This window comes from Micromonospora citrea, from assembly GCF_900090315.1.
GTDB lineage: Bacteria > Actinomycetota > Actinomycetes > Mycobacteriales > Micromonosporaceae > Micromonospora > Micromonospora citrea.
On record NZ_FMHZ01000002.1, the window covers coordinates 6,093,464 to 6,120,415 of the forward strand.

17 protein-coding genes are annotated in these 26,952 nt (G+C 75.6%); 10 read left to right on the forward strand and 7 right to left on the reverse strand.

Features of this window, described 5'->3' with window-relative positions; genetic code table 11:
• Positions 1 to 89: 89 nt before the first annotated feature.
• From GA0070606_RS27865 to GA0070606_RS27885, 5 genes are all read left to right on the forward strand, one after another.
• Complete coding sequence (locus GA0070606_RS27865) at positions 90 to 947, forward strand: DUF4132 domain-containing protein (protein WP_091108273.1); 858 nt, start codon at positions 90 to 92, stop codon at positions 945 to 947.
• A complete protein-coding gene (locus GA0070606_RS27870; RefSeq protein WP_091106207.1) occupies positions 944 to 6,031 on the forward strand; it encodes a hypothetical protein in 5,088 nt (1,695 codons plus the stop codon). Before GA0070606_RS27865 ends, GA0070606_RS27870 begins: the two co-directional genes overlap by 4 nt.
• Before the next feature lie 116 nt (positions 6,032 to 6,147).
• Positions 6,148 to 7,338: an ATP-binding protein gene (locus GA0070606_RS27875; protein ID WP_176737447.1), complete on the forward strand. Its 1,191-nt coding sequence runs from the start codon at positions 6,148 to 6,150 to the stop codon at positions 7,336 to 7,338.
• Complete coding sequence (locus GA0070606_RS33580; RefSeq protein ID WP_091106208.1) at positions 7,335 to 11,105, forward strand: DUF5682 family protein; 3,771 nt, start codon at positions 7,335 to 7,337, stop codon at positions 11,103 to 11,105. The genes GA0070606_RS27875 and GA0070606_RS33580 overlap by 4 nt, the downstream gene beginning before the upstream one ends.
• On the forward strand, positions 11,102 to 13,018 hold the full coding sequence (locus GA0070606_RS27885) for a hypothetical protein (RefSeq protein ID WP_218106073.1): 1,917 nt from the start codon (positions 11,102 to 11,104) through the stop codon (positions 13,016 to 13,018). The genes GA0070606_RS33580 and GA0070606_RS27885 overlap by 4 nt, the downstream gene beginning before the upstream one ends.
• A gap of 182 nt (positions 13,019 to 13,200) precedes the next feature.
• Here the strand turns inward: GA0070606_RS27885 and GA0070606_RS27890 are convergent, their stop codons facing one another.
• Positions 13,201 to 13,638 (reverse strand): DUF6463 family protein, encoded by a 438-nt coding sequence (locus GA0070606_RS27890; protein ID WP_091106210.1) that lies wholly within the window; start codon positions 13,636 to 13,638, stop codon positions 13,201 to 13,203.
• Positions 13,639 to 13,825: 187 nt separating this feature from the next.
• Positions 13,826 to 14,980: an epoxide hydrolase family protein gene (locus GA0070606_RS27895; RefSeq protein WP_091106211.1), complete on the reverse strand. Its 1,155-nt coding sequence runs from the start codon at positions 14,978 to 14,980 to the stop codon at positions 13,826 to 13,828.
• Positions 14,981 to 15,042: 62 nt separating this feature from the next.
• Between GA0070606_RS27895 and GA0070606_RS27900 the strand changes: the two genes are divergently transcribed.
• Entirely contained in the window at positions 15,043 to 15,993 is a 951-nt protein-coding gene (locus GA0070606_RS27900; protein ID WP_091106212.1) for a helix-turn-helix transcriptional regulator, read from the forward strand.
• 299 nt (positions 15,994 to 16,292) lie between these two features.
• On the opposite strand, the gene GA0070606_RS27905 is transcribed toward GA0070606_RS27900, so the two are convergent.
• Both GA0070606_RS27905 and GA0070606_RS27910 read right to left on the reverse strand, forming a co-directional pair.
• On the reverse strand, positions 16,293 to 16,985 hold the full coding sequence (locus GA0070606_RS27905; protein ID WP_091108277.1) for a cation efflux transmembrane domain-containing protein: 693 nt from the start codon (positions 16,983 to 16,985) through the stop codon (positions 16,293 to 16,295).
• Positions 16,982 to 17,341, reverse strand: a complete 360-nt coding sequence (locus tag GA0070606_RS27910) for an ArsR/SmtB family transcription factor (protein ID WP_091108279.1) — start codon at positions 17,339 to 17,341, stop codon at positions 16,982 to 16,984. The genes GA0070606_RS27905 and GA0070606_RS27910 overlap by 4 nt, the downstream gene beginning before the upstream one ends.
• Positions 17,342 to 17,557: 216 nt before the next feature.
• On the opposite strand from GA0070606_RS27910, the gene GA0070606_RS32755 reads away from it, so the two are divergent.
• The 4 genes from GA0070606_RS32755 (at position 17,558) to GA0070606_RS27925 (ending at position 19,929) form a co-directional block, all read left to right on the forward strand.
• The gene (locus GA0070606_RS32755) at positions 17,558 to 17,707 is read left to right on the forward strand and encodes a hypothetical protein (RefSeq protein WP_176737448.1); all 150 of its coding nucleotides are present in this window, start codon (positions 17,558 to 17,560) and stop codon (positions 17,705 to 17,707) included.
• Between the two features lie 16 nt (positions 17,708 to 17,723).
• The gene (locus GA0070606_RS27915; RefSeq protein WP_091106213.1) at positions 17,724 to 17,972 is read left to right on the forward strand and encodes a hypothetical protein; all 249 of its coding nucleotides are present in this window, start codon (positions 17,724 to 17,726) and stop codon (positions 17,970 to 17,972) included.
• The gene (locus GA0070606_RS32975; RefSeq protein WP_218106075.1) at positions 17,969 to 19,213 is read left to right on the forward strand and encodes a M28 family metallopeptidase; all 1,245 of its coding nucleotides are present in this window, start codon (positions 17,969 to 17,971) and stop codon (positions 19,211 to 19,213) included. Before GA0070606_RS27915 ends, GA0070606_RS32975 begins: the two co-directional genes overlap by 4 nt.
• A 149-nt stretch (positions 19,214 to 19,362) precedes the next feature.
• Positions 19,363 to 19,929: a hypothetical protein gene (locus GA0070606_RS27925; RefSeq protein ID WP_091106214.1), complete on the forward strand. Its 567-nt coding sequence runs from the start codon at positions 19,363 to 19,365 to the stop codon at positions 19,927 to 19,929.
• On the opposite strand, the gene GA0070606_RS27930 is transcribed toward GA0070606_RS27925, so the two are convergent.
• The 3 genes from GA0070606_RS27930 to GA0070606_RS27940 form a co-directional block, all read right to left on the reverse strand.
• Positions 19,926 to 20,597 carry a lysophospholipid acyltransferase family protein gene (locus tag GA0070606_RS27930; RefSeq protein WP_091106215.1) on the reverse strand — a complete coding sequence of 224 codons (672 nt, stop codon included), beginning with the start codon at positions 20,595 to 20,597 and terminating at the stop codon, positions 19,926 to 19,928. The two genes, GA0070606_RS27925 and GA0070606_RS27930, sit on opposite strands and share 4 nt — an antisense overlap.
• 46 nt (positions 20,598 to 20,643) lie before the next feature.
• Positions 20,644 to 21,231 carry a TetR/AcrR family transcriptional regulator gene (locus GA0070606_RS27935; protein ID WP_091106216.1) on the reverse strand — a complete coding sequence of 196 codons (588 nt, stop codon included), beginning with the start codon at positions 21,229 to 21,231 and terminating at the stop codon, positions 20,644 to 20,646.
• A gap of 193 nt (positions 21,232 to 21,424) precedes the next feature.
• Entirely contained in the window at positions 21,425 to 26,938 is a 5,514-nt protein-coding gene (locus tag GA0070606_RS27940; protein ID WP_091106217.1) for an ATP-binding protein, read from the reverse strand.
• Positions 26,939 to 26,952 lie beyond the last annotated feature (14 nt).

Consider the following 26,952-nt stretch of genomic DNA (forward strand, 5'->3'; position numbering starts at 1 on the left):
GGTCACTACTGTTAGCGTGCCCTGCGGCGTCGATCGTGGCTGATTCCTCATGAAATATGCCTAGTTTGCCACTGCGGAGGGTGTTCCTGATGGCCTGGCTACCGATGGGAGACTCGTACGAGATCTCCCTCGTGGACGGAAAGGTGGCGGCCCGGTCCAGCGGCCCGCGTGCCACCGGCCGTCCGTTGAAGATCCTGCCGAAGGCGTTGCGCGACGACCCCGAGGTGGACCGGTTGCGCCAGCTCGCCCAGTGGCTGGACCGGCACGCCGCCGAATGCCTGGCCCGGGTCGACGCGTGGGTGGTGTCCTCGCTGCCGGTGCCGACCGGGCTGCTGGCCCGGGTCTGGCCGGATCCGGCCTGGCGGGACGCGCTGCGTGACCTCGTGGTGCTCGGCGACGACCCGGCCGAGCCGGGCTTCCTGCGGGACGTCACCGACACCGGCGACCTGCGCGTGGTCAACCTCGACGGGGAGACCGTCCGGTCTTCGCCGGCCACCGCGACCCTGCCCCACCCGGTGCGCCTGCCCGACCTGGCCGACCTGCGTGGCTTCGCCGAGGAGCTGGAGATCACCCAGCGGATCGAGCAACTGTACCGGGGCACCTGGGGCAGACCCGACAACGTCCGGGAGCGCGACACCACGATCACCGACTTCCAGGGCGCCACGGTCCCCAACCGGCTGGCCGCCCGGGCCGCCACCCTCGGCTACCGGGTCTCCGGCTCGCAGGTCACCTGCCGGGTCTGGGAGGACGGCCGGACGGTCGAGGCCGCCATGTGGTTCGACGAGGACTACTGGGACTCCGAGGCGACCCTGGGCACCCTCTCCTGGTCGGTGGTGGACGGGCCGACGCTGCGGTTGACCGAGGTCGGGCCGGTGGCCTGGTCGGAAGGAATGCGGATGGCGACGGCCCTGTCCGGCGCCGCGACGCGAGCGGGGGAGAAGGCGTGAGCGGTAAGAAGACGACGGCGGACGAGGAGTCGACCGAGAGCCTGCTGGCCGCCGGCGCGGTGCTGCCCGCCGACACCGCCGGGGCCGGCGACCGGGCCGTGCCCCTCACCGCCCGCACCTACCGGCACCCGGCCCTCGACGATCGGCCGGTGGTCCGGCTGGTCGACGCCGCGCTGGGCGAGGGCGAGGACGTCGCCGTCAGCTTCCTCGGCCTGGCCCCGGCCGCCGAGCCGGTCGTCGTCGGGCTCGGCCCCCGCCGTCCGCTGGCCTTCCCGGAGTGGGTGCTGGTGCACCACCCGGCGGACGGCCGGCACGCGCTGGCCGTGGTGCCGGAGCTGCAGAAGCTGGCCAAGCAGGCACGGTCCCGGCCGAAGGCCGCCCTGGACGGGCACCAGGCCATCGCCGACCGGTTCGCCCGTACGCTGCCGCACTTCCTGCCGACGTTCTTCGAGCAGGCGGCGCGGGTGTTCCTGGCCGCCGGGCAGGACACCTACGCGCTCCAGCTGTTCAACAAGGCACGCAAGGCGGAGGCACAGCACGGCCTGCCGGTCGACCCGAGCCGGCTCGACGAGGTCTACGTGGAGTTCGTGTCCGCCAAGGTGGTGTCCGCGACCGCGCTGGCCGCGTACGCGAAGGAGCTGGCCGCCCTGCTGCCGGCGGACGAGGCGTTGGAGCGGTTCTGCCGGCTGGCGCTGCGGGCGGCGACCGCCGGCGTGGTGCCGTCCGCGCAGTCGGCCAACGCCGTCAACCGGCTGGTCCGCGCCGCCACGAAGGCCGCCAAGGCGGGTGCCGGCGCGAAGTCCGCGAAGGCGGGCACCGGCGCGAAGGCCGTCAGGACCGTCGCCGACAGGGAGGCGGCCTACCTGACCGAGCTGCTGCGGCTGCCGGTGGTCGCCCAGGCGCCGGCCGGCTGGTGGAAGGCGCATCTGCCCGCGGTGACGGCGCTGGCCGGCCGGGATCCGGCGATCCGCGGCAGACTGCTCGACCTGATGCCCGCCGACCGGGACGACCTGGTGGCGTGGCTGGCACTGTTGACCGACACCGGCGCGCTCGCCGGGCTGACCGACCCGGACGTGCCGGACGCGGCCCGGCCGCGGGACGGCGTCGTCGGCTGGCTGCGCCGCTTCGTGAACCGGGTGCACTCCGGCTACCACCGTCGCCCGCTGCCGCAGCTGTACCCGCTCGTCGAGCGGATGGCCGACCGGCTGCGCGCCGAACTGGCCGACAGCGGCGAGACCCTCACCGTCCACGAGGACCTCGACCTGCTCGACCTGCTGCTCGCCCTCGACGTGCCGGTGACCCCGCCGAAGGAGCGCGAAACCCTCGACCTGGCGCGGTGGGCCGGGGCCGGGGGAGAGCGGGACCTGCTCGCCGTCGCCGGCGACGACCGGTTCACCGCGGCCCTGCGCCGGGGCCTCGACCAGCTCGACGACAACCAAGCCGCCCTGCGCCGGACGGCCGGGACGCCGGGCATCCGGCCGCTGCTCACCGACTGGCTGCGGGCGCGGCTCCGCGACCGCTTCGCCGCCGGGCTGCCCCACCTGCCCGAGGCGGTGGACTGGCTGGGCAGGCTCCCGATCGAGGCGCTGCGCCTGGTGTCCGACGAACTCCGCCGGCCAGGCGACGCCGGGACGGGCGGCGACCTCGGGCAGGGCCTCGGCGTCGACCTCGCCGAGCGCGTCACCCGCAGCCTGCGCGGCGGTCTCCTCGACGAACTGGGCTGGCCGGACTGGGAGCTGGCCTGGCAGGAGGTGACCGGCGGAGACCGCCGGGTCGAGGTCGTCCAGGCGGAGGCCTGGCCGTACGTGATCCTGGGCGGGCCGACCACGGTGCGCGTGATCGGCACCGAGGGCATCGTGCTCCGCCACGACCTGCGCATCCCGGCCGGCGACATGTACGGCAAGCCCGGCTACCACTACGTCGACGGCCACCTGCTGGTCTACTGGCGTTCCCAGGCGCTCGGCTACGACCTGCGCGGCTACTGGCACTCGTCGCCGGGCGAGCCGCAGCCCATGCAGGGCCGGCACCACGGCAGCGAGCGCGGCAACGAGGTCACCCTGCCGCTCGCCGGCGGCGGGCGGACGACCGGTGGCGGCGTGCTGCACGTCGGTGACACCGTCGTCCCGTCCGAGCTGCCGGTCATCACCGACGGCACCTGTCACTGGGTCTACCGGAGCGGCGAGGACGACGGCGCCTTCGGCTGGCGCGAGTACGACCCGGCCGGCAACGCCCACGGCCGGCGCAGCCTGCCCCGGTTCCTGGCCGACGCCCCGGTCGACGGTGGCCGCCTCCGGGAGTCGGCCAGCTGGCTGCGGCCGGCCCTGTCCGACCGGGCCACCCCGGCCGCCGTGCCGGTGGACGGTCTGCTCGGCTGGCGGGTGGTCGGCCTGCCGGACGGCTCGGTGCGTGGCGAGGACCTGGCCGGCCGCAGCGTCACCGTGGCCGCCGGGCAGGAGCCGATCGCGGCGCTGGTGCTCCCCGGCGACGACCGGCCCCGGGCCGTCCTCAAGGGCCTCGCCCTGGTCGACCCGGACGGGATGGTGTCGGCCGTCGCCGGGCCGCCCGACAGCCGGGACTTCCACCGCCGCCGGCACCCGCTGCCGGGGCCGAGGTTCCTCGGCCACCTGGTGCCCCGCGATCCGGCCGGCTCCGCCGCCCTGCGCCGGATCGACCGGGACACCGTCGCGGCGCTGCTCAAGTTCGCCGTCGACCAGCGCCGCGCCGCCCTGGCCGAGCAGGCCGCACGGGCCGCGGCCCGATCCGGGCTGACCGCGGCCACGCAGGCCGTCACGGGCCTGCCCGTCGCAGTCCCGGCGTCCCTGGTCGGCGCCCCGGCCGGCGCCTCCGGCCCCGCCACCTCCGACGAGGACGACCGGAACACGCTGTTCGAGCTGGTCCGTTCGACGCTGCCGACGGTCAGCCACGAGGCGGTGCTGGCCGCGGTGACCGGGGCGCTGCGGCTGGCCGCCCGGGTACGCACCGACCTGGACGCGGTCACCAAGCGGATCACCAGGTCCCTGTCCACCCCGAAGCCGGTGGCGGCGGCGGCCGTCGTGACCGGGCCCAGCGACGCGCAACTCGCCACGGCGCTGGACGGCCTGCGCGGATCGGTCCGTGGGGGAAGCGGCTCGCACCAGGTCTTCACCCAGTTCCAGGCGTTCACCGCCCAGCGCTCGATCGCCGGCGACAGCGGCTCCGGGGTGCGGCTGCACCTCGACGGGCCGTCGCTGCCGGCGGCGCCGGACTGGTGGTCCCTGCTCGGCGGTGTGGCGGCCGTCGCCTACCGCGCCGTCGCGGCGACCACCCCCGACGAGGACCGGGAGACGCTGCGCGCCCTGCTCACGGAGCTGGACCGGCTCCACCTTGGTGCGGCGGCCGAGCCGGCCCGGTGGCGCCGCTTCAGGCTGCACCTGCTGCACGACGACCTCAAGAGCCATGACGGCACGCGCCGGCCTCCCCGGCCGGGTCTCCTGCCGTTGCCGGACGGTGCCTTCATCGCCGTCCTCAACTACAGCGGCTCGCGCACCGGATACCTCTTCGAGGCGCTGTACCACGACCCGGCCGGCGTGTTCGCCGTGCCGGAGCCGTACACCGTGGAGTCGTCGACCCCGGTCGGTGACGATCGTCCCGCCGGCTGGCTGGCCCGGTTCCGCGCCGAGTGGGCCGCGCGCGGCCCGCTGCCCTGGCGGCCGGAGGCGGCCGAGCGGTTCGCCGAGCTGACGGGTGTCACCCCCACCGCCGGGAAGCTGGTGCTGGCCGGTCTGCCGTACGCCGACTCGGCGAACACCGTGCCGGCCGAGCTGCGCAAGGCCCTCGGGATCAAGCAGGTCGGCGAGGTGCGGCTGGCCTTCGGGATGCTCGACGAGGCCCGCCCGAAGGCGCGGCGGGCCGTGCTCTCGGCGCTGCTGCCCGACGACCCGGCCCGGCTGTGGACCGACGGTCCGGACGTGTCGGCCGCCGCGGCGGTCTGGAACGCGGAGCTGGGGCGGCGCGTGGCGGTGCCCGAACAGCTGCTCGCCGAAGCGGTGCGCGCGGTACGCACCGACTGGGAGCCGGCGAAGGCGTTGCCGGCGCTGCTCGCCCCGGCCCGTTCGGCCGAGCTGAGCGCCGACCTGGCCTTCGCCATCAGCGGCGACCGGGCCCGGCCGGTCGACGACCGCACCCGGGGCTTCACCGGCGTGGTGCTGCGCTCCACGGTCGCCCTGGCGGCCTGGGTCGCCCACCACACGCCGGCCGGCGATCCGTGCCGGGCCGCGCTGCCGGCCGCGCTGGCCGCGGTCCGGGACCGGCTGGCCAACCCGGACCTGCTGCTGGACCTCAACCGGTACGTCTCGCTGCCCGAGTTCCGCCAGGTGGCCGGCAGCCCGTCGGAGACCGGTCCGGGGTGGGAGCGGTACGGCGCGATCGTCCTGTCCACCTACGACAACCAGCCCTCGCCCGCGCTGCGGCCGCATCTGCTCGACGCCGACGGGACGGACCCGTACCTGCCGGCGCTGCGACAGGACGCCGCCAAGCCGTACGCGACGGAGGTGGCGCTGCGCCTGGCCCGCGACCCGCGCTTCGCGGCGCTGCTCGGCGATCCGGGGCAGCCGCTCGGCGAACCCCCGGCCGCGGACGGGACCTGGTGGCCGCAGGACCCGACCCGGTCGGTACCCGGCCTGGTCGCCGAAATCGCCGGCGAACTCGGCCTGCACGCCGACGCGGCGGCGGTGTACCTGATGCTGCTGGCCATGCCGGATCCGACCGACCGCAACACGGCGAGGTGGACCGGCTGGCGGCCGGCCCGGCTGAAGGCGGCCCGCGCCGAACTGGCCGGCACCGATCTGGTCGTCGAGGCCAGCCGGTCCCGGGCCGGGCGGTCGCTGTTCCTGCCCGGCCCGTGGCTGGAGCGCGGCGGCGGGCAGGCGCCGATCGAGGGCTGGAAGGTGCCTCTGTTCGACCTCGCGCCCGACGGCACGGCCGGGCTCGGCGTGACCGTGCCGTTCGAGCCGGTCGCCGACCTCTACCGGCGGGCCCGGCAGCGCCTGCGCGACGGCGACCGGCCCCGGCTGAACAGCATGCCCACCCGCGGCGCCCGCCGCTGACCCCGAACCCTGACCGGCGGCGGTGGCGCCGACCCGACCGTTTCGCCGTGCGGTGCCACCACGCCGCCGGCCCCTGTCCCGAACACCCCTTCGAACCAGAGAGATCGAGGAACCCCGTGACCGTGACGGAACACGTCCGCCCCACCGTGACGCCGGAGACCGCCGCCCAGGTTCTCTCCGCCGAGCAGCGGTACGCCGACGAGTTGGCCTTCCTGGCCGCGTACGACGACGGGGCCCGGCCGCCGGGCTGGGCGCTGACCCCGCGCGCCGTGGTCACCTTCATCCGGGGCAGCGACGGCGAGGCGCTGAAGCTGCCCGCCGGGCGGCGCACCGGCCCCGACGGCGCCGAGCTGCCGGCCAGCATGACCATCCCGGCGAAGTTCGTCGGCGAGCGGAGCCTGGTCGAGCGGTGCGTGGTCACCCTGGCCGGCGAGCGGGGGCTGCTGCTGGTCGGCGAGCCCGGTACCGCCAAGTCCATGCTCTCCGAACTGCTCGCCGCCGCGGTCTGCGGCACCAGCGCGCTGACCGTGCAGGGCACCGCCGGCACCACCGAGGACGCCTTCCGGTACGGCTGGAACTACGCCCTGCTGCTCGCCCAGGGCCCGACCCCGCAGGCGCTCGTCGACTCGCCGGTGCTGACCGCGATGCGCACCGGCCGGGTGGTCCGGATCGAGGAGGTCACCCGCTGCCTGCCCGAGGTGCAGGACGCGCTGGTGTCCATTCTGTCCGACCGGCGGATGAACGTGCCGGAGCTGTCCGGCAGCGAGGACGGTCTGATCCGCGCCGTGCCCGGGTTCACCGTGATCGCCACCGCCAACCTGCGCGACCGGGGTGTGTCGGAGATGTCCTCGGCCCTCAAGCGCCGGTTCAACTTCGAGACGATCCACCCGATCTCGGACGCGCAGACCGAGACCGACCTGGTCCGCCGGCAGGCCACCGCCGCCGTGCAGCGCGCCGGCGCGGCGTACACGGTCGACGACGCGGTGCTGGACGCCCTCGTCACCGTGTTCCGTGACCTGCGCTCCGGCCGCTCCGGCGAGGGCTGGGACGTGGAACGGCCCGGCACCGTGATGTCCACCGCCGAGGCGGTGCAGGTGGCGGTGTCGCTCGGCCTGGCCGCCGCGTACCTGCCCGGCGGGGACGCGCTCGACCTGGTGCCCGGGCACCTGCTCGGTGTGGTCCGCAAGGACGACCAGAACGACCACGCCCGCCTGCTCGGCTACTGGGACGGCCCGGTCCGCCGTCGCGCCGAGGACGGCTCGGCGATGTGGCGGCGGCTCTGGGACCTGCGGGAGAGCCTGCGATGACGGCACCTGCCAGCACGTCGCCCGGCGCGGCCCCGCCGGTGGCCGCCCCCGCGGCGGTCGATGCGACGACGGCCGACCCGCGAGCGGTGGTCGACGCGCTCGCCGGATCGGCCCGGCCGTACCTGATCGGGGTGCGGCACCACAGTCCGGCGCTGGCGGCGGTCGTCCCGGCGCTGCTGGACGCCGCCGGGGCCGAGGTGGTCTGCGTCGAGCTGCCGGTGGACTTCCAGCGCTGGCTGCCGCACCTGTCCGACCCGGCCGCCCGGGCCCCGCTGGCCCTGGTCGGCAGCCACGGCACCGACGGGCCGATGGGCTTCTACCCGTTCGCCGACTTCTCGCCGGAACTGGCCGCGATCCGCTGGGCCCGGCAGCGCGGCGTCGAGGTGGTCTGCTGCGACCTGCCGCTGGCCGACCCCGGCTGGGCGGCAGACGCCGACCCGACCGCAGACGCCGATCCGGCGGCGGGTGCCGCGCCGGCCGCCGGGGGTGGTCCCGGCCCGGACGCCGGTGGATCGACGCCCGGCCCGCGCCGCTCCTACGCGGCCGCGCTGAGCGCCAGTGGCACCGGCCGCGACGGTGACGACCTGTGGGACCGGGTGGTCGAGGTGCGTGCCCCGGGCTGCGCGCCGGAGGCGATCCGCCGGGCCGCGCTCGGCGTCGGCTGGGCGATGCGTACCGACAGCGCGGGTGGCGACGGCGTGCCGGCCCGTGACCTGGCCCGCGAGCGGCACATGCGCCGGGTGCTGGCCGAGGCCGGCGCGGACGGCCGGCGGGTCGCCGCCGTCGTCGGCGCCTTCCACGCCCCGGCCCTGCTGGCCGCCGGCCCGTCGGACGCCGCCGGCTCCACCGTGGCCGCCGGCTCCACCGTGGCCGCTGCGTCGACCGCCGCCGCGTCGACCGACGCCCCCGCGTCGACCGATGCCGCCGGGTCCATCGCCGCCGCGTCCACCCGGACCGTCGCCGCCCCGCCGGCGCGGGCCGTGCCGGGCCGTGCGGAGTCGGCCGACGGTGGCGGCACGGCGGTGACCTCGCTGGTGCCGTACGCGTTCGACCTGCTCGACTCCCGGTCCGGCTACCCGGCCGGGATCCGCGACCCGCGCTGGCAGCAGTCCGTCCTCGCCGCCGACGGCGACCCGGAACGGATCCGGGCCGCCGCCGCGCGGGCCGTCACCGACCTGTGCCGGGAACTGCGCGCCGCCGGGCACACCGCCGGCACCGGTGAGGCCGCCGAGACGGTACGACTGGCCGACGACCTGGCCCGGCTGCGCGACCTGCCCGCCCCCGGCCGGGGCGAGGTGCTGGAGGCGGTCACCACCGTGCTCGGCCAGGGCGAACTGCTCGGCCGTGGCCGGGCCCTGGCCAAGGCGCTGGAGACCGTGCTGGTCGGCACCGAGCGCGGCCGGATCGCCCCCGGCACGCCCCGGTCCGGGCTCGGCCCCGCCGTCGAGGCGGAGCTGGCCGCGCTGCGGCTGCCCGACCCGGACAGCCCGAAGCCCCGCGAGGTCCGCCTGGATCCGCTGCGCACCGAGCTGGACGGGCGGCGGGAGATCCTGCTGCAGCGCCTCCAGGTCTGTGGCGTCGGCTACGGCGAACCGATCGCGGTGTCCGGCACCGGCGACGGCGCCGCCCTGACGACCCGCTGGCAACTCGCCTGGACGCCGTCCGTGGCGGCCCGGCTGGACCTGGTCGGCGTACGCGGGGTGACCGCGGCGCTGGCCGCGGCGGGCACCCTGCGGGAGCGTTTCCGCCGGGAGGCCGCCGACGGCGGTCCCACCGCCGCGCAACTGCTCACCGGCCTCCACGACGCCGCGCGGTGCGACCTGCCCGAGCTGGTCACCGACCGGCTCGAACTGGCCGCCGCGGTGCTGCCGGGCACCGGCACGCTCCCCGAGCTGCTGGCCGCGCTGGACCTGCTGGAGGCGCTGCGCCGGGAGCACCTGCCCGGCACCACCGCCGACGGCCGGGCGCGGGCGGCGGAGCTGGCCGTGCTGCTGCTGGACGCGGCGGTACGCGGGCTGCCCGGCCTGGCCGGCAGCGACGCCCCGGCCGACGCCGCCGCTCTGGTCGACCTCGCGGTGCGGGCCGGCGAGGACCGGATCGGCCTGCGCCTGGACGAGGCCCTCGACCACCTGGCCCGGGCCGGTTCGTCGCTGATCCAGGGCGCCGCCCTGGCCGCCCGGGTGCTGCTCGACCTGACCGACGTGGGGACCCTCGGCGCGCGGGTGGCCGGCTGGATCGACGCGGCGACCGGACCGGACACGCGGCGACACCTGCACCGGCTGCTCGCCGGTCTGCTCACCGCGGCCCACCCGCTGCTGCAGTCCGCGCCGGCCGCCCTGGACCCGCTGCTGGACCGGATCGAGCGGCTCCCCGACGCCGGCTTCCTGGACCGGCTGCCGGCGCTGCGCGGCGGGTTCGACGTGCTCACCCCGGCAGCCCGGGACCGGCTGCTGCACACCGTCACCGAACGGCTGGGCGACCGGCTCGACCTGAGCCTGTCCGCCCCGCCCGAGCTGCTGGCCCGCTGGGCGGCCGCCGACGCGGCCGGGCGGGCCGCCCTGGTGGCCCGCGACATCCCGATCCCGGGCACGTCGACCGACACCGACGCCCCCGCCCCGACCCACGCCGCGCACGGACCGGACGACCCGGACGCCCGGCTCACCCCCACGGACCGGTGGCGGCTGCTGTTGGGCCGCCAGCCCGACAACCTGCCCGCCGACGCCCGCCGCTACGCCCGTGCCCTCGACGAGCTGTACGGGGCCGGCCAGGGGGAGGGCGCCACCGATCTCGGCCAGGGTGTCGGCGGCGGCCAGGAGGCGTCCTTCCCGACGGCCCGCGAGTGGGCCGACGAACTCGAGGCGCTGTTCGGCACCGCCGTACGCGAGGAGGTCATCGCCCGGGCCGCCGAGACCGGCCGCACCGACGTGCTCACCGAGCTCGACCCGGCCGCGGTACGCCCCTCGATGGACCTGCTGACCTCGGTGCTGTCGCTGGCCGGTGGCCTGCCCGAGGGGCACCTGGCCAAGCTGCGGCCACTGGTCCGGCGGCTGGTCGAGGAGCTGACCAGGCAGCTGGCCACCCAGGTGCGCCCGGCGCTGACCGGGCTGACCAACCCGCGTCCGTCGTACCGCCCCGGCGGCCGGATCAACCTCGCCCGTACGCTGCGGGCGAACCTGGCGCACACCCAGCGGCTCGGCGACGGCCGGACGGTGGTGGTGCCGCAACGCCCGGTCTTCAACAGCCGCACCCGCAGGGAGGCCGACTGGCGGCTGGTGCTGGTGGTCGACGTGTCCGGCTCGATGGAGGCGTCGGTGGTGTGGTCGGCGTTGACCGCTGCCGTGCTGGCCGGGGTGCCCACCCTGTCCACCCACTTCCTCGCCTTCTCCACCGAGGTGGTCGACCTGACCGACCGGGTCGACGACCCGCTGTCGCTGCTGCTGGAGGTGCGCGTCGGCGGCGGCACGCACATCGCCGCCGGGCTGGCCGCCGCCCGCTCGCTGGTGACCGTGCCGAGCCGCACCATCGTCGCGGTGGTCAGCGACTTCGAGGAGGGCTACCCGCTGGCCGGGCTGCTCGGCGAGGTCCGCACGCTGGCGGCCTCCGGCGTGCACCTGCTCGGCTGCGCCGCGCTGAACGACAGCGGCGTGCCCTGCTACTCGGTGCCGGTCGCCGAGCAGCTCGTCGCGGCCGGGATGCCGGTCGCCGCTCTCAGCCCGCTCGAACTCGCCCGCTGGGTGGGCGACCGCGTACGCGGAGGATCACGTTGACGGACCGCACATCCACCGCCGTGGACACCGACCGGTTGCCGCCGGTGCTGCCGGGGGTCACCGCCGCGGCGGTGGCGGCCCTGCCGCCCCGGCTGCACCGGCGGCTGGACGCCACCGTCGAACGGCTGGCCGCTGTGCCGGTCGGCCGGGCCGACGGTGGCGTGTCGGTCGACTGCGGCCCCGAGGCACTGGTCACCCTGACGCCCGGTCCGGCCGGCGCGGTCACCGGCCCGGAGCAGGCGCGGTGCAGCTGCCTGCTGGCGCCGCGCTGCCTGCACCGCACCGCGGTCCTGGTCGCCTGCCCGGTCGCGGATCCGGCCGCCCACCCCGATCCGGCGTCCACCGCCGCGCCGCCCACCTCGGACGGCGCCGGCACGGTAGCCGGCCGGGTCGGGCGTGCCGGAAGGTCGGCCGCCACGGTCGGCCGGGCCGGCCGCGGCGCGGCGCCGACGAAGGCTCAGCGGGCCGCCGCCGGCGCGCTGTGGCGGGCGGCCGCCGCCGTGCTCGCGGCCGGCGTGCCGGCCGCCGGCGCGGTGCCGCAGGCCGAACTGCTGCGGGCCGCCCACGGCGCCCGGCTGGCCGGCCTGCCGCGGGCCGAGAGCGCCGCGCTGCGCACGGTACGTGGCCTGCGCGCGCACCGGGAACGGCAGAACGGCCACCGCCTCGCCGAACTGGTCGAGGTGCTGCACGACCTGCTGTACGTGACCGGCCGGCTGGCCGCCGGCGACGCCGACCCGGCCCTGGTCGGCATCCTGCGGCGGGCCTACCAGCCCGACGGCACGCTGGAGGTGTACGGCGTCTGCCGGGAGCCGGTGATCAGCGCGACCGGGTACGCCGGCGTGGTCACCCACCTGGTCGCCGCCGACGGGCGACAGCTCTCCTTCGGCGACGTGCGACCGGGCGGCCCGGACCGGGCGCGGGACTGCGCCCGGGCGGTCACCGAGATGGGCGCGGTCGCGGTCAACCACGCGGTGCTGGCCCGCGGCGGCCTGCGGATCACCGGCACCACCGTCTCCCCGGACGGCCGGCTCGGCGCCGGCAAGGGCGTCCGGGCCACCCCGCTGACGGCGACCGACTGGTCCACCGGGGCGCTGGCGGCGCTGTTCGCCCGCCCGCTCGCCGAGGTGGTGACCGCCCAGCTCGCCACCGAGGATCCGGAGGACCCGGCCCGGGCGGGGACCGCGCTGCTCGGCTGCGACCTGGTGGTGGTGGGCGCCGCCGGCGACCAGGTGCTGGCCCGCGAGCTGGCCCCGCCCACCGCCCTCGGAGCGGACCGCGCGCCGGTGGCGGACGGGCCGGTGATCCGGCTGGCGCCGGTCGACTCCCACCCCACGCTCGCGCACGTGGCCAACCTGCGGCGGCTCGCCTCCCGGCCGGGCCTGCGGATCCGGGTGGTGGGCCGGCTGGACCCCGACCGGGCCAGCACGCTGCGACCGCTGGTGGTCGGCCCGGTGCCCGACGCCGCCGCGACGCTGCGGCTGCCGGCGGACTGGCACGGCCGGGCCGACCTCGGCTACGACGAGATCCAGGGCGGGCACCTGCCGCCGCGCGACCCGGCGGCGACCACCGAGTCGGTGGTGGGCGCCGACGCCGTCGCGGAGTCGCCGCTGTGGCGGGTTCGTCGGCTGGTGGAGTTGGCCGTCTCCGGCGGTCGTCGCGCGGTCGCCGAGGCGGCTCGCGGAGACGGCGCGGGGCTGACCGGTCCGCTGCGCCGCGCCGGCTTCACCACCGCCGCCGCGGTGGCCGCCGCCCTCGCCGACGAGTCCGATCGTGGTGGCCGTAACGCCTTCGGCCGGCGTACCGATCCCGACCAGGACCGGTACGCCTGGGCCTGGCTCGCCGCGACCGCCCATCTCGCCGCCGCCGAGCGGGAGCTGGTCCGGTCCTCCTGGACCGCCCCGCCCGTAGGCTGACGGCGAGCAGGGTGGGCTCGCTGCGGCAGCGGTGAGCCGACCGCCGGCAGCGGGGGTGTTCGCGGCGCCCGACTGGCTTCGTGCCTTGCGGGAGCCGTTCACCCCCGCTGTCGGCACCGGTCCGACGGAAGACGTGTGGTCTCGGTCGCCATCTCGTCGAGCGGGGTGAGGGTGGCACGCGCTCAGTGCGGCGACCGGGCGTACCGCCTCCGTTCGGCTGCCGGCGTCGACGCGTCCCGGGCGGCGTCCCGACGGCGTGCCAGCAGGTCCTCGGCGATGAGCAGGCCGGCCGGGACGAGGCCCAGCAGGAAACCGCTGGGACCGATGAGCAGCGCGCAGCCGGCCGCCCAGCCGCCCAGCGCCCAGCCGGCGTAGGCCGGCGCGCGCTCGCCGCGCCGCCCCAGCCGCACCACCAGGAGGCCCAACAGGACCAGGGGGACGACGAAGCTGCCGGGCAGGGCCCAGAACACGGACAGGGACGCGTCGCCGCCCTCGCCCGAGCGCAGCCCGCCGGAGAGCCACTCGTCCCAGTGGGGGTGGGGCAGGAAGACGACGGCGTGCAGGACCCCGATGGTCGCCAGCGACCATCCGGCGGCGACGGTCAGTCTCTTCTTGATCATGCCCTCAGCCTGCGCCTTCCGCCGGGGCCACGCCTCCCCCGGGAGAGCGGCCCTCCTCCCTCTGCGGAGGGACCGCGCGCCGGGCGGGGCGGCGCTCGTACGACCGAGGGACGCGCCCCGACGCGCACGAGCCGCCGGTGGCGCCGAACCACGGCGCCGACCTGGTCGGGGCCGGCGCCGCGGCGGTTCAGCGCAGCTTGCGGAAGAACTCCCGGATGTCGCCGACGAGCAGGTCGGGAGCCTCCATGGCGGCGAAGTGGCCGCCACGGTCGAACTCGGACCAGTGCACGACCGTGTGTTCCCGCTCGACGGCGCGTCGGATCGACACGTCCAGGGGAAACACCGCGACCCCGGTCGGCACCGTGGAACGCTCACTCGCGCTCCAGGCTCCGGCGTGCGCGGTCTCGTAGTAGCTGTTGGCCGACGACCCGGCGGTGCCGGTCAGCCAGTACAGCATCACGTTGGTGAGCAGCAGGTCCCGGTCCACCGCGTCCTCGGGGAGTTCGGCGGCCGGATCGGTCCACTCCTTGAACTTCTCGACGATCCAGGCCAGCTGCCCGACCGGCGAGTCGTGCAGCGCGTGTGCCAGGGTCTGCGGCCGACTGATCTGGATCATCACGTAGCCGCTCTGCTCGGTGTGCAGGTATTCCAGGTGCGCCAGCCGCGCCCGCTCGGCGTCGGTCAGCTCCGCCGCCTCATCGGAGTCGATCTGGGTGAACGCGGAGAGCCCGTTCGCGTGCACGCCGACGACCCTGTCGGGGTTGAGCCGGCCGAGCCCGGGGGAGACGACCGCGCCGGTGTCCCCGCCCTGCGCGCCGTAGCGGTCGTAGCCGAGCCGGTCCATCAGCTCGGCGAACGCCCTGGTCACCCGGTTGGTGTCCCAGCCGGCCTCGACGGTCGGCCCGGAGAACCCGCTGCCGGGGATCGACGGGACGACCAGGTGGAACGCGTCCTCGGGGGCGCCGCCGTGCGCCCCGGGGTCGGTCAGCGGGCCGATGACGTCCAGGAACTCGGCGATCGAACCGGGCCAGCCGTGGGTCAGGATCAGCGGCAGCGCGTCCGGCTCGGGCGAGCGTACGTGCAGGAAGTGGATGTTCTGCCCGTCGATCTCGGTGGTGAACTGCGGGTACGCGTTCAGCCTGCGCTCGTGGACGCGCCAGTCGTAGCCGTCGCGCCAGTATTCGGCCAACCCCTTGAGGTAGCTCGCCGGCACTCCGCGGCTCCAGCCGACGCCGGGCAGGTCCGTGGTCCAGCGGGTCCTGGCGAGCCGGTCCCGCAGATCGTCCAGGTCGGCCTGGGGGATGTCGATGGTGAAGGGCCGGATCTCGCTGTTGTTCTCCATGCCGGAACCCTGCCAGCCGGCTAGGTCAGGCTCGGTCCTAGCTGGCTGGCAGACTTCGGATCATGTGGGAAACCTCCGCACGGCTGCTGCGACTGCTCTCGCTCCTGCAGACCCGACGCGACTGGTCCGGCGCCGAACTGGCCGAGCGACTGGAGGTCACGCCGCGTACCGTGCGCCGCGACGTCGACCGGCTGCGCGGGCTCGGCTACCCGGTGCTGGCCACCGCGGGCATCGCCGGCTACCGGCTGGGCGCCGGGGCGGACCTGCCGCCGCTGCTGCTCGACGATGACGAGGCCGTCGCGGTCGCGATGGGCCTGCGTACGGCCGCCGGCGGCTCGATCACCGGCATCGAGGAGACCTCGGTGCGCGCCCTGGCCAAGCTCGAACAGGTGCTGCCGTCCCGGCTGCGTCACCGGATCAACGCCCTGCACACGGTGACGGTGCCGATGGCGAACACCGGTCCCACCGTCGACCCGAGCACCCTCACCGCCATCGCCGCCGCCTGCCGCGACTCGCTGCGCCTGCGCTTCGACTACCGCACCCACGACGGAGCGAGCAGCATCCGCACGACGGAGCCGCACCGGCTGGTGCACTCGGGTCGCCGTTGGTACCTGGTCGGCTGGGACGTCGACCGCCGGGACTGGCGTACCTACCGCGTGGACCGCCTCGACCCGCGCACACCGACCGGCCCCCGGTTCACCCCGCGCACCCCGCCGGATCCCGATGTCGGCGGCTACACCTCGCGGGCGGTCTCCACGTCGGCCTACCGCTACCAGGCCCGGTTCACCCTGCACGTCAGCGCCGAGACCGCGGCGGAGCGGATCGCCCCCACCACGGGCACGCTGGAGCCGATCGACGAGCGCAGTTGCACCCTGCGGGCCGGGTCCAACTCACTGGACGAGTTGGGCATCTACGTGGCGACCATGGGGTTCGACTTCCAGGTGCACGAACCCCCGGAGTTGGTCGAGCACGTCAGGACGCTCGCGGCCCGGCTCGCCGGGGCGACGGGCTGAGGTTTGTCGCTCCGGGGGCGTGGGCCCATCCGGGGATGGGCGGCCCCGGCCGGTCTCAGCCGCGTACTCGGGAGTCGTCGACCCCGAGTACGCCCGCGAGCGCCGGGTGCGGACGGCCGGTAACGGAATCCGGCTCCGCGTCGCCTTGTCGTGGGGCCGGCGTCGCCGAGCCGGTTCCTGGCCGGGGTGGCCCTTCCCAACCGGGTCGTCCCAACTGACCCCGGCCGCCGTGCAGGGGCGTCGCGGCCTGCGCGTCAGCACGACGAGGCGGTGGGTGTCGTGGGGGACAGGGGACGCCGTCACGCCCTGCCGTCGGCGCGGCAGCCGTCGGCGCAGACCCCGACGTGGTCGACGGCGGCGGGCGGGGGCGCGCAGTCGTCGCAGTGCTCACCGCGCCAGGCCGCCACGCCCTCCTTGACCGCGACACCGGCGATGACGAGCGCGGCGACCGGGTCGGCCCACGACCAGCCCCAGACGGCGTTGAGCACCAGACCCACGAGCAGCACCGCCGAGAGGTACGTGCACAGCATGGTCTGCGTCGAGTCGGCCAGGACCGTTGCCGAGCCCAGTTCCCGGCCGGTGCGGCGCTTGGCCCGTACGAGCAGCGGCATCACGATCAGCGACGCGACGGCGAGACCGATGCCGACCGGGCTGGCGTCGGCGTCTCCGCCGGCGGCCAGCAGGGACCGGACGGCGTCGACCGTCACCCAGGCAGCCAGGGCGAAGAACGACACGCCGATCAGCCGCAGTGCCAGTCGCTCCCGTTCCTCGGGCACCCGCGAGCGGAACTGCCAGATCAGCACGGCGGCGCTGGACACCTCGACGAACGAGTCCAGGCCGAATCCGACCAGCGCCGTCGACGAGGCTGCCGCGCCGGCCGCGACCGCGACCAGGCCCTCCAGGAGGTTGTAGCCGGCGGTGGCGTACGCCAGCCACAGGCTGCGGCGCGACAGCGCCGCCCGACGCTGCGGGGTCAGCGGTGTCGTGCTCACGAGCCGGCCTCCGGGCGGGAGCCGGCCGGCGTGCCGTAGACCGGGCACAGCGCGACCGCCTCGCCCGTGGCGGCGAGCACCTGTTCGGCCGAGCGGAGCAGGTCCAACAGCTCCGGGCGCGTCAGCGCGTAGAACGACTGGCGACCCTCGATCCGGTAGTCCACCAGGCCGCAGTCGCGAAGGCAGGCCAGGTGCTTCGAGACCGTCGACTGCGCCAGCCCGAGTTGGCCGGTCAGGTCCACCACCCGCCCCTCTCCGGACGCGAGCCGGCGCAGGATCGCCAGCCGGGTCGGGTCGCCGAGCGATCGGAACAGCGCGACGGCGGGCGTCAGGTCGGGAGCACAGTCGATCGTCACCACGCGATGATAGCGCCCGGCGGGAATTGATCGGGTCGGTGCGGTGCCGGGTCGGGTTGCGGTGCCGGCCCGGCCCGGCCGAGACGACCCGGGGTGCGGGACGTGTGGCCACGGCGGCGCTGATTAGATGATGTTCTAGATTGACAGATATCTAATCAGCATGCAGTATCTGATTCGACGGACGTCAAATCAAGCGTCCGAGGACAGGGGACCACCATGTTCGGCGCCATTCGCCGCCCACGCGCACCGCTGACCACCGTTCGGTTCTGTGACTCCTGCGCGCAGGTGTCGACCTCCGCCGAGCGTGCCGAACGCCGCTACGACGCCACCCGCACCACCACCCACGCGCTGATCAGCCCGCGCTGAAGAGAGAAGGACCGACATGAGCGCCGACACCACCGCCCCCGGCGGCTTCGCCGGGGACCCCGCCGCCGCCCTCCAGGTCACCGGCTCGGGTGCCTGCTGCGGCAGCCCCGCCCAGCCGGTCGGCGGGATCCTCCCGTCGACCGGCGACACCGGCCCCGCCGACTCGTGCCGCGGCACCGCACGGGCCGCCCGGACGTCCGACTCGTGCTGCGGCACCGGGGCCCGGGCCGACGCCGTCGCCAGCGGACGGGGATGCTGCGGATGACCGTCCCCACCGACCTTCCGGACCTGCTCGGCAGGGTCGACCCCGACCGGATGACCGCCACGGTCGGCACACTCGCCGGCGATCCCATGACCGGGCGGCGCGTCGGCTCACCCGGCGGGGCGGCAGCCCGCGCGTGGCTCGTCGACCAGCTCACCGCCCTCGGCGCCGAGGTGCGCACCGAGGCGTTCCCGGTCCGCGTCGTGCCGCAGGTGTACGAGGCGCCGGCGGTCACCTGGGGCGACGGCGGCGGCTCGACCACGCTGGTCTTCGGGCGCCAGGTGGCCATCCACCCGGCCTCCGCCGACACCAACCACCCGCGCCGCGGCGCCCTCGGCGTCGCGGACACCCACGACCCGGCCGGGCGGTGGCTCGTGGTGCCGGCCGAGACGAGCCTGTTCGACGCCTACCGCGACACCCGGGGCGCGGCCGGGCTGCTGGTGCGTCGCCCCGTCGACGCCGAGGGGTGGCAGTTCACCATGCTCGCCGGGCCCGACCCGGGACCGCTGCCGGTGCTGACGCTCAGTCCGGACGTCCATCACGCCGTGCTCGCCGCCGCGACCGGGGGCGACGGCTGGCTGGCCGCCGCCACGCCGCTGCGCCGCGACGACGTCACCGGCGTCAACGTCCACGGTGAGTTCGGGTCGACCGCCCCCGGCGGCACGGAACTTCTGCTGACCGCCCACTACGACGGCGTCGGCGACCATCCCGGCCTGCGCCTGCCCGGGGCGTCGGACAACGCCACCGGCGTCGCCGTGGTCCTCGAGGCCGCCCGGGTCCTCGCCACCGCCCTTTCCGGCGGCGTGCGGCTCGCCGTCGCGCTGCTCGACGGCGAGGAGGTCGGCGCGCTGGGCTCGGCACACCACGCCGCCCGGCTCCGGACGACGGGAGCCGCGCCCCTGGTGATCAACGTCGACGGAGCCGGCAGCCTCGACGAGGCCGCCGCCGTCGAGGCCGGTGGTCCCGCCCACCGCCTGCTGGCCCTGCTCGACCAGGCCGGCCGCCACACCGGAGTCCCCCTGGCGGCGGGCCCCGTGGCCTCCGACAACCGTCGCTACGGCGCCGCCGGCCTCGCCGCCGTCGGCATCGGCGCGGGCATGGGCGGTTACCACAGTCCTGCCGACAGCCCCGACAAGGTCGACCCGGCCACCCTGGCCGCGATCGCCCGCCTGGTCGTCGCCACCGTCCACCTCGCCGCCACGGCACCCGCCGCCCAGCCCGAACCCGTCGGCGACCAGCGGTAGCGGGCGGGGCGGCGGACACCGGGACGCGCCACGCCTACTCTGGCCCGACGGCAGTCGTCGCCGAGGGCCGGGGAGCCGCCGGCCGCCCCGCGTACACCTCGTGCCGCCCTGCCGGCGACGACGGCCCGCCGCGCGGTTACCCTGCGGCGGTGACGGTCGACGAGGACGGGGAGCGGCTGGCGGCGTCGCTGGCAGGGCGGCTCGACGCCGTCACCTTCGCCGACCTGACCACCGACCAGGTCACCGCGCGGCTGATCGACGCGGTGGTCGACTGGGCCACGGCGCGCGGCTGGCGGGTCTACCGCCGCGCGCCCAGCGTGCTGCCCCTGCCGCCGCCGATGTCCGCCCAGCGGTCGGTGCTCGACGTCGCCTGCGCGCGCCCGGACGGGCCGCCGATCGCCGTCGAGGTCGATCACGGTACCCGCCGCCGGACCTGGGACAAGCTGCTCGCCGAAGCCGACGCGGGGCGCATCGCGCTCTGGGTGCGTTGGGGCGCCGGCCGGTTCACCGCGCCGCCCCCGCCGATCCGGATGGTGACCTGCGAGGTGAGCGGGCGCCCGGACCCGACCGGCCGGGGGCGGCTGCACAGCCGCTCGCCGCGAGCCGACAAGCTGCCCCCGGCGCACTCCGCCCTGCGGGTCGAGGAGGTGGCCGCCGTCGAGCTGCCACTGCCACCGCCCGGGCCGTCTCGGCAGATCGGGAACCGAGGCGGCTAAGCGGGTACGGCGTCGCGGCGGGGGGCGTACCGGGGCACGTACTGCTGGCCGGTCAACTCCTGGATCCGGGCCATCACCTCGTCGGTGACGGCGCGGATGGCAGCCGGGCCGTCGGTGCGGCCGGTGACGTCGATCGGCTCACCGAATCTGAAGGTGACCACGCCGAGGCGGGGAAACCGGGCGTCGACGGGCTGGACCTCGTCGGTCCCGAGCACGCCGACGGGAATGATCGGGACGCCTGCCTGCCGGGCGAGGCGGACCACGCCGGTACGGCCCCGGTAGAGACGCCCGTCGGGCGAGCGGGTGCCTTCCGGGTAGACGGCGACCAGCCCACCCGCGCGCAGCACGGGGACGGCGGCGTCGAAGGCCGCCAGGGCGGCCCGGCCGCCGCCGCGCTCGACCCTGATCGCGCCCATTCCGGCGACGACGGCGCGGGTGAGGCCGCCACGCAGGCCCCGGCCCGAGAAGTACTCGGCCTTCGCCCAGAAGGCGATGTGCCGTGGCACGACCGCCCCGAGGAACAGTTCGTCGGCGACGGACAGGTGGTTCCCGGCCAGGATGGCGCCGCCGGCCCGGGGCACGTGGGAAAGGCCGTGCACGGTCGGCCGCCAGCACAGCCGCAGCACGTTGCCGACGGTGAGTTTGCTCAGGGCGTACAGCGGCGGCACGGGGCTCTCCTCGACGAGGGGGTGGGCGTGGGCGTACCGGGGCGGATCATCGGGGTTCCGGGCCGAGGTGGGCGTCCAGGGCCGCGTGGAGCAGTTGCTCCACGTCGTCGATACCGGTGGCCAGGGGGAGGCTTCCCCAGTTCCACAGCTGGACGATGCCGTGCATGTTCGTCCACAGCGCTCCCGCGACGACGGATGCCGACGCCCCGCTGTCGGGGCGTGCCCGCGACACCAGATCGACCAGCAACTCGAACAGCGGCAGGCTGACCTCCCGTAGCCGCAGGTGGTCGCTCTCCAGCAGGTCGTGGCGGAACATGAGCTCGAACATGCCGCGGTTGTCGCGGCCGAACTCGACGTACCGCCGGGCGAGCGCCGCCAGACGCGGGCGCGGGTTGTCCGGACAGTCCGCGAGCGCGGCGGTGAGCTGCGCGGTCAGGTCGGCGAACCCCTCGCGGGCGATCGCGGACAGCAGGGCGAGGTGGGTCGGGAAGTACCGGCGCGGTGCCCCGTGGGACACGCCGGCGCGTCGTGCGATCTCCCGCAGCGTGAGCGTCGGCAACCCCTCGGAGCGCACCATGTCCACTCCGACCCGCACGAGCCGGGCACGCAACCCGGCGTCATCGTCGTCGGTCATAGACAGTGTCTACCAGGGTCAGTAGACACTGTCTACTCCCTGCGCGCCCGCCCGGCGGGTGGCCCGGCCCCGTCCGCCGCGGACGCGTGAGGGCGGGGAGCGCCCTGTCGCGCTCCCCGCCCTCACACGGCGTCCTCAGGCGACCCGCTCCCGACGGCACGTGACGCGTCCGGCGCGGCGGGCCCGCCGCCGGCTACCCGAGCCGCGACTCGCCCGTCGGCTGCCGCAGCCGCGACCCGCCCGTCGGCTGCCGCAGCCGCGACTCGATGGCCTCGATGATGCGCGGGCGGAGTTCGGCCGCGCGGACGACGGCGTCGACGGAGCCGACCTCGACGGCGCGCCGGATGTCGTGGATGCGGTCGAACTCCGTCGCCACCTCCCCGAGCTTCTCCGCGCGCACCGACGAGCGGAGTTCGTCGAGTTCCGCGGTCAGCGCCGCCCGGTCGGCGCCGGAGGCGGCCGCGACGCGGGTCTCCAGGTCCCGTACGCGCGGGTCCGCGGCGGTCCGGGCGTTGACGTCGCCGGAGAACACCACCGCCGCGGCGGGAGCCCCGCCGAGCACCGAGGCGAACGAGCCCTCCAGCGCGAGCACGGTCATGTCCGGGTTCAGCGCCTTCGAGAACACCACGAACGCGCCGCCGTGGTACCGCGAGATCACGCAGAACACGATCGGCCCTCGGAAGTTGACGATGGCGCGGCCGATCTCGGCGCCGTACTCCAACTGCAACTTCCGCATCGACTCCGGCGAGCCGTCGAAACCCGACAGGTTCGCCAGCACCACCAGCGGCCGGTTGCCGCTGGCCGCGTTGATCGCCCGCGCGGCCTTCTTCGACGACCGCGGGAACAGGGTGCCGGCGGTGTAGGCGTCCGGGCCGTCGGTGGGCGGGAAGCCGCGCCGCGGCACCGACCGCGACTCGATGCCGAGCAGACAGACCGGCATGCCGCCCAGGTGCACGTCCTGCACCACCGCGGTCTCCGCGTCCGCCATGCCCGCCCAGCGCTCCAGCACCGGGTGGTCCTGGTCGGAGAGCGCCCGCATCACGGTCCGGATGTCGAACGGCTTCTTCCGGTCCGGGTTGGCCTCGGCGGAGAAGATCTCGCCGACGGTGGTGAAGTCGCTGCCCGCCACCGTGTGCGGGAAGTCGGAGACGTCCCGGTCGACGGGGTCGGTCGTGGTGGCCCGCCGTGGCGCCTGCTCGCCGGGCGCGACGTACGTGTGCTCGTAGTGCGCCATCAGCACGTCCCGGGCGGCGACCAGGTTCGGCGCCCAGTACTGCGCCTGCCCGTTCGGGCCCATCACCCGGTCGTAGCCGCCGATGCCGAAGTTGTCCTCGGCCGACACGCCGCCGGAGAAGTCCAGCGACTGCTTGCCGGTGAGCACCATGGCCGAATCCGGCGTCATCACCAGAACGCCCCTGGTGTGCATGAGCATCGTCGCCTCGGCGTTCCAGTACGGCTGCGCGCCGACGTTGATGCCGGCGACCACGATGTTGATCTCGCCACCGTCCTGGGTGAACTCGACGATCCGCTTGAGCGCCGCGGCCACCCAGTCCATGTTCTCCGTGCCCGACTCCATCGAGATCCGGGCGCCGGAGGAGAGCGCGTACCACTCCAGCGGCACCCGCAGCCGCTCGGCCAGGTCCAGCGCGGCGATCACCCGGCGGCACTCCGGCTCCGACAGCGCGCCGAGCGACTTCGTCGGGTCGCCCAGCAGCACGACCCGGGTGACGCCCTGCGGGTGCCGGGCGGTCGCCGTGGTGACCACGCCCGCGACGATCGCCGCCGTGTTGCGGCCCTTGGGCCGGTCGACCGGCACCAGCACGTGGTTCTCGTCCAGGTCGTGCTCGACGAAGTCACCGAGCAGACCCGTCAGCTCGTAGGGGTAGACCGTGTTGCGGCTGCTCGCCCGCAGCACCTTCTGCCGGTAGTCGTCGAGCGGCTCGACCGGCTCGTCCGACGGCTCGCCGACGGTCAGCTCGGCGCCGCCGGTGGCGTCGAACGAGATGCGCACCGCGATCCTGGTCAGCTCGCCGGTCTCCGGGTCGCGTTCGCGCGCGATGAACAGGATCTCCTCCAGCCCGGCGCCCGCGGTCGTCGGGAGCACCCGTCCGGCGATCATCTCCAGCTCGGCGCGGGTGAACTCGACCGGCGGCCAGACGTAGACGACGATCCGGTTGGTGTTGAGGCGTTTCGCCGACGGCCGCCGCGCCTGCGCGCGGCGGATCGAGTCGAGGCAGGTGGCGACGGTGTCCTCGGCCGTCGGCAGCGCGACCAGCCTGCCGTCGTGCTCGCGCAGCTCGGTCAGGTCGCGGACCTGCGCGAACGCCACGAGCCGGTCGTCCGACGGGTTCTCCCGCGCCACGCACCGGAACAGGTAGACCTCCTCGTCGGACGACGGCAGCCGGGTGAGGTCGAACTTGCGCAGCCGGTCCAGCTGCATCCGCTGTGCGATGTACGGGTGCAGGCCGCGGACCAGCCGTTCCTCGGCCATCCCGGCGGTCGACGGGCGGAACGTGAAGTGGTGGTGCATGACCGTGCCACTGCGGCCCGCGACGGTGGCGGTGAGCCGGCGGACCTGACTCGGCAGCGGGTGGGCGCCGACCACCTCCTGCAACGCCGCCGCCATCGCGTCGGAGCCCTCCGGCTGGTTCTCCCAGGCGAGGTAGATGTCGGCGTCGACGGCGTCCTCGCCGCTGGCCAGCTCGGCGAGCCCGCGCAGCGCGCCGCCCAGCGCGTCGAAGCGCACCGCCGAGGAGACCACGCAGGAGTCCGCGCGCCCGGCGACCACGAAGGTGCAGCCCGCGACCTCGCTGGTGCGCACGCCGGTGAGCCCCTTGTTGCCGTAGTACCGCCGGGTCAGCACCTCCAGCATGGTCGCGTGGTCCAGGCCGTCGCGGACGAGCCGCTGGCCGAGCAGCCGCACCAGCGGCTCGGTGCTGCGCACCATCTCGGCGACGCGTTCGACGCGGTCCGGCGCGTCCGGGTGCGCGTCCAGGTGGCGCAGGTGCCGGCGTACGTTCGCGTAGACGCGGGCGCGGTTTCGGCGCAGCAACGGCTGGGCCAACCAGGCGAACACCACGCCGCGCGCGAGGTCGGCGACCACGGGGAAGCGGACCTGCGTCGCCGCCACCAGCCGTTCCAGCGCCAGGCCGGCGGGCTCGCGCAGCGCCTCGTCCGGCGGCGGCTCCCGCAGCCACGCGCGCAGCAGGGTCGCGACGACCGTCGCGTCGGCGGCCGCCCGTTGCTGGGCGAGGAAGATCCGGAACACCGCGGCCTCGAGCTCGGGGGAGCGCTCCAGGTCGGTCACGCCGTAGTGCGCGAGCGCCTTGGCGAGCTTGGCCTGGAACGTCGCCGGCAGCCCGGCCCGCTCGACGTCGAGACACTGCAGGTAGGCGTGGAAGTACTCGCGCGCGCTGTGCACGTGGCCGTCGCCGCCGTCCTCGCCCGCCGGCCGGTTGCGGCTCAGCTCGGCGAGGTCGGAGAACAGGTCGACGAGGTCGAACTCCTCGGCCAGCGGCCGGTGGCCGTCCTCGGCGGCCGCCCGGCGGGCGGCGAGGTAGTCGTCGAGCGCGCGGCGGTCGTCGTGCGGGTCGACGTCGAAGCCCAGCAGCAGGCTGCGCAGGTCCTCCTGGCCGCGCGTGATGCGCTCCCGCGCCGGGACACCGTCGGGCGCGGCGGGCAGGTCCAGCTCGACGGATTCGGCGGCCGAGGCGTCCTCGGCGTCGCCGGTGTCGGCGAGCGGCTCGAGCCGAAGCAGCGGGGCGCCGGCCTCCACCTGGCTGCCCACGGCCACGGCGCACTCCTTCAGCCGAGCCCGGAACGGCGCGCGGAGCACCGTCTCCATCTTCATGGCCTCGACCACCAGCACCGGCGCGCCCGCCTCGACCTCGGCGCCGACCTCCAGGGGCGTGGCGACGACCAGCGCGGGCATCGGTGAGCGGACGACGCCACCCTCGTCGCGGCTGACCCGGTGCGTCACGCCGTCCACCTCGACCAGGTGGATCGGCCCGTGGGTGCCGGTGAGCAGGCGGTAGCGGGTGCCGTTGACGACGATCTGCCCGGTGTGGCGGTCGAAGCGGTCGAGTTCGACATCGGCGGTGCGGGTGTCGCCTCCCGCCTCCAGGCCGACCCGGAACCGGTGCGGGCCGACCCGCGCGACGCGCACGCGGTAGCCGACGCCGCGCAGCTTGAGATCCAGCGGTCGGCCGCTGGAGTGCTGCACCTGCGGGCGTCCGCCGGCGGCCGTCGACAGCAGCCGCTGCCGCTCCGCGCGTTCCTCCTCCTCGTACGCCTCGATGGCGGCGGCCGCCAGCGCGACGGCCGAGTGCCGGTGCGAGACGAGCCGGCCCTCGCCACGGACGCGGTCGATCCAACCGGTGTCCGCGCTGGCGTCGATCACCTCCGGCTGGTCGAGCAGGTCGAGCACGAAGCTCTTGTTCGTCGCGCCGCCCTCGATGATGACCGTGGTCTGGGCCATCGCCCGGCGCAGCCTGCCGAGCGCCTCGTCGCGGTCGCGGCCGTACGCGATGATCTTCGCGATCATCGAGTCGAAGTCGGCGGGGATGGTGTCACCCTCGCTGACGCCGGTGTCCACGCGGATGCCCGGCCCGGCCGGCAGGTCGAGCCGTGCGATGCGGCCGGGGGAGGGCGCGAAGTCGCGGTCGGGGTCCTCGGCGTTGAGGCGGGCCTCGACGGCGTGCCCGCGCTCCACCGGCGGCGCGCCTTCGAGCCGGCCGCCGGAGGCGACGTGCAGCTGCGCCTTGACCAGGTCGAATCCGGTGGTGCACTCGGTGATCGGGTGCTCGACCTGCAGGCGGGTGTTGACCTCGAGGAACGCGAACAGCCTGTCCCCGGGGTGGTAGAGGAACTCGACGGTCGCCGCGCCCCGGTAGTCGACCGCGACGGCCAGCCGTTCGGCGGACGCCTTCAGCTCCGCCGCCTGCGCGGGGCTGAGCACCGGCGACGCCGACTCCTCGATGACCTTCTGGTTGCGGCGCTGCACGGAGCAGTCGCGGACGCCGAGCGCCCAGGCGGTGCCCTGGCCGTCCGCGATCACCTGCACCTCGACGTGCCGCGCGCCGGTGACCAGGCGCTCCAGGAACACGATGCCGCTGCCGAACGCCCGCGCGGCCTCCTGGCTCGTGCGCTCGTAGGCGTCGGCGAGGTCCGCCTCGTTCGTGACCACGCGGATGCCCCGGCCGCCGCCGCCCGCGGTCGCCTTGAGCATCAGCGGGTAGCCGATCTCGGCCGCCGCCGCCAGGGCGGCGTCCAGGGTCTCCACCGCGCCGCGGCTCCACGGCGCGACCGGCACGCCGACCTGCTCGGCGATCAGCTTCGCGCCGATCTTGTCGCCGAGCTTGCGCATGGCCTCCGCGCTCGGGCCGACGAAGGTGACTCCGATCTTGTCGCACAGCTCCGCGAACGCCGGGTCCTCCGCGACGAAGCCCCAGCCGACCCACGCGGCGTCGGACCCGGTCTCGACCAGCGCGCGTTCCAGCGCCTTCAGGTCGAGGTACGGGCGCGCGGACGCGGGACCGAGATCGTAGGACAGGTCCGCCTCGCGGACGAAGGTGGCCGTACGGTCGACGTCGGTGTGCAGGGCGACGGTCTCGATCCGTGTCCCGGTCTCCGCGGCCAGGTCCCGCACGGCGTGGATGAGCCGCATGGCGGCCTCACCACGATTGACGATGGCGACACGACTGAACACCCGACCGAGCCTTC

Coding starts and splice junctions, on each gene's coding strand:
- GA0070606_RS27865 (WP_091108273.1), top strand. CDS start 90: ATGGCCTGGCTACCGATGGGAGACTCGTACGAGATCTCCCTCGTGGAC.
- GA0070606_RS33580 (WP_091106208.1), top strand. CDS start 7,335: ATGACGGCACCTGCCAGCACGTCGCCCGGCGCGGCCCCGCCGGTGGCC.
- GA0070606_RS27890 (WP_091106210.1), bottom strand. CDS start 13,638: ATGATCAAGAAGAGACTGACCGTCGCCGCCGGATGGTCGCTGGCGACC.
- GA0070606_RS27895 (WP_091106211.1), bottom strand. CDS start 14,980: ATGGAGAACAACAGCGAGATCCGGCCCTTCACCATCGACATCCCCCAG.
- GA0070606_RS27900 (WP_091106212.1), top strand. CDS start 15,043: ATGTGGGAAACCTCCGCACGGCTGCTGCGACTGCTCTCGCTCCTGCAG.
- GA0070606_RS32755 (WP_176737448.1), top strand. CDS start 17,558: ATGTTCGGCGCCATTCGCCGCCCACGCGCACCGCTGACCACCGTTCGG.
- GA0070606_RS27915 (WP_091106213.1), top strand. CDS start 17,724: ATGAGCGCCGACACCACCGCCCCCGGCGGCTTCGCCGGGGACCCCGCC.
- GA0070606_RS32975 (WP_218106075.1), top strand. CDS start 17,969: ATGACCGTCCCCACCGACCTTCCGGACCTGCTCGGCAGGGTCGACCCC.
- GA0070606_RS27935 (WP_091106216.1), bottom strand. CDS start 21,231: ATGACCGACGACGATGACGCCGGGTTGCGTGCCCGGCTCGTGCGGGTC.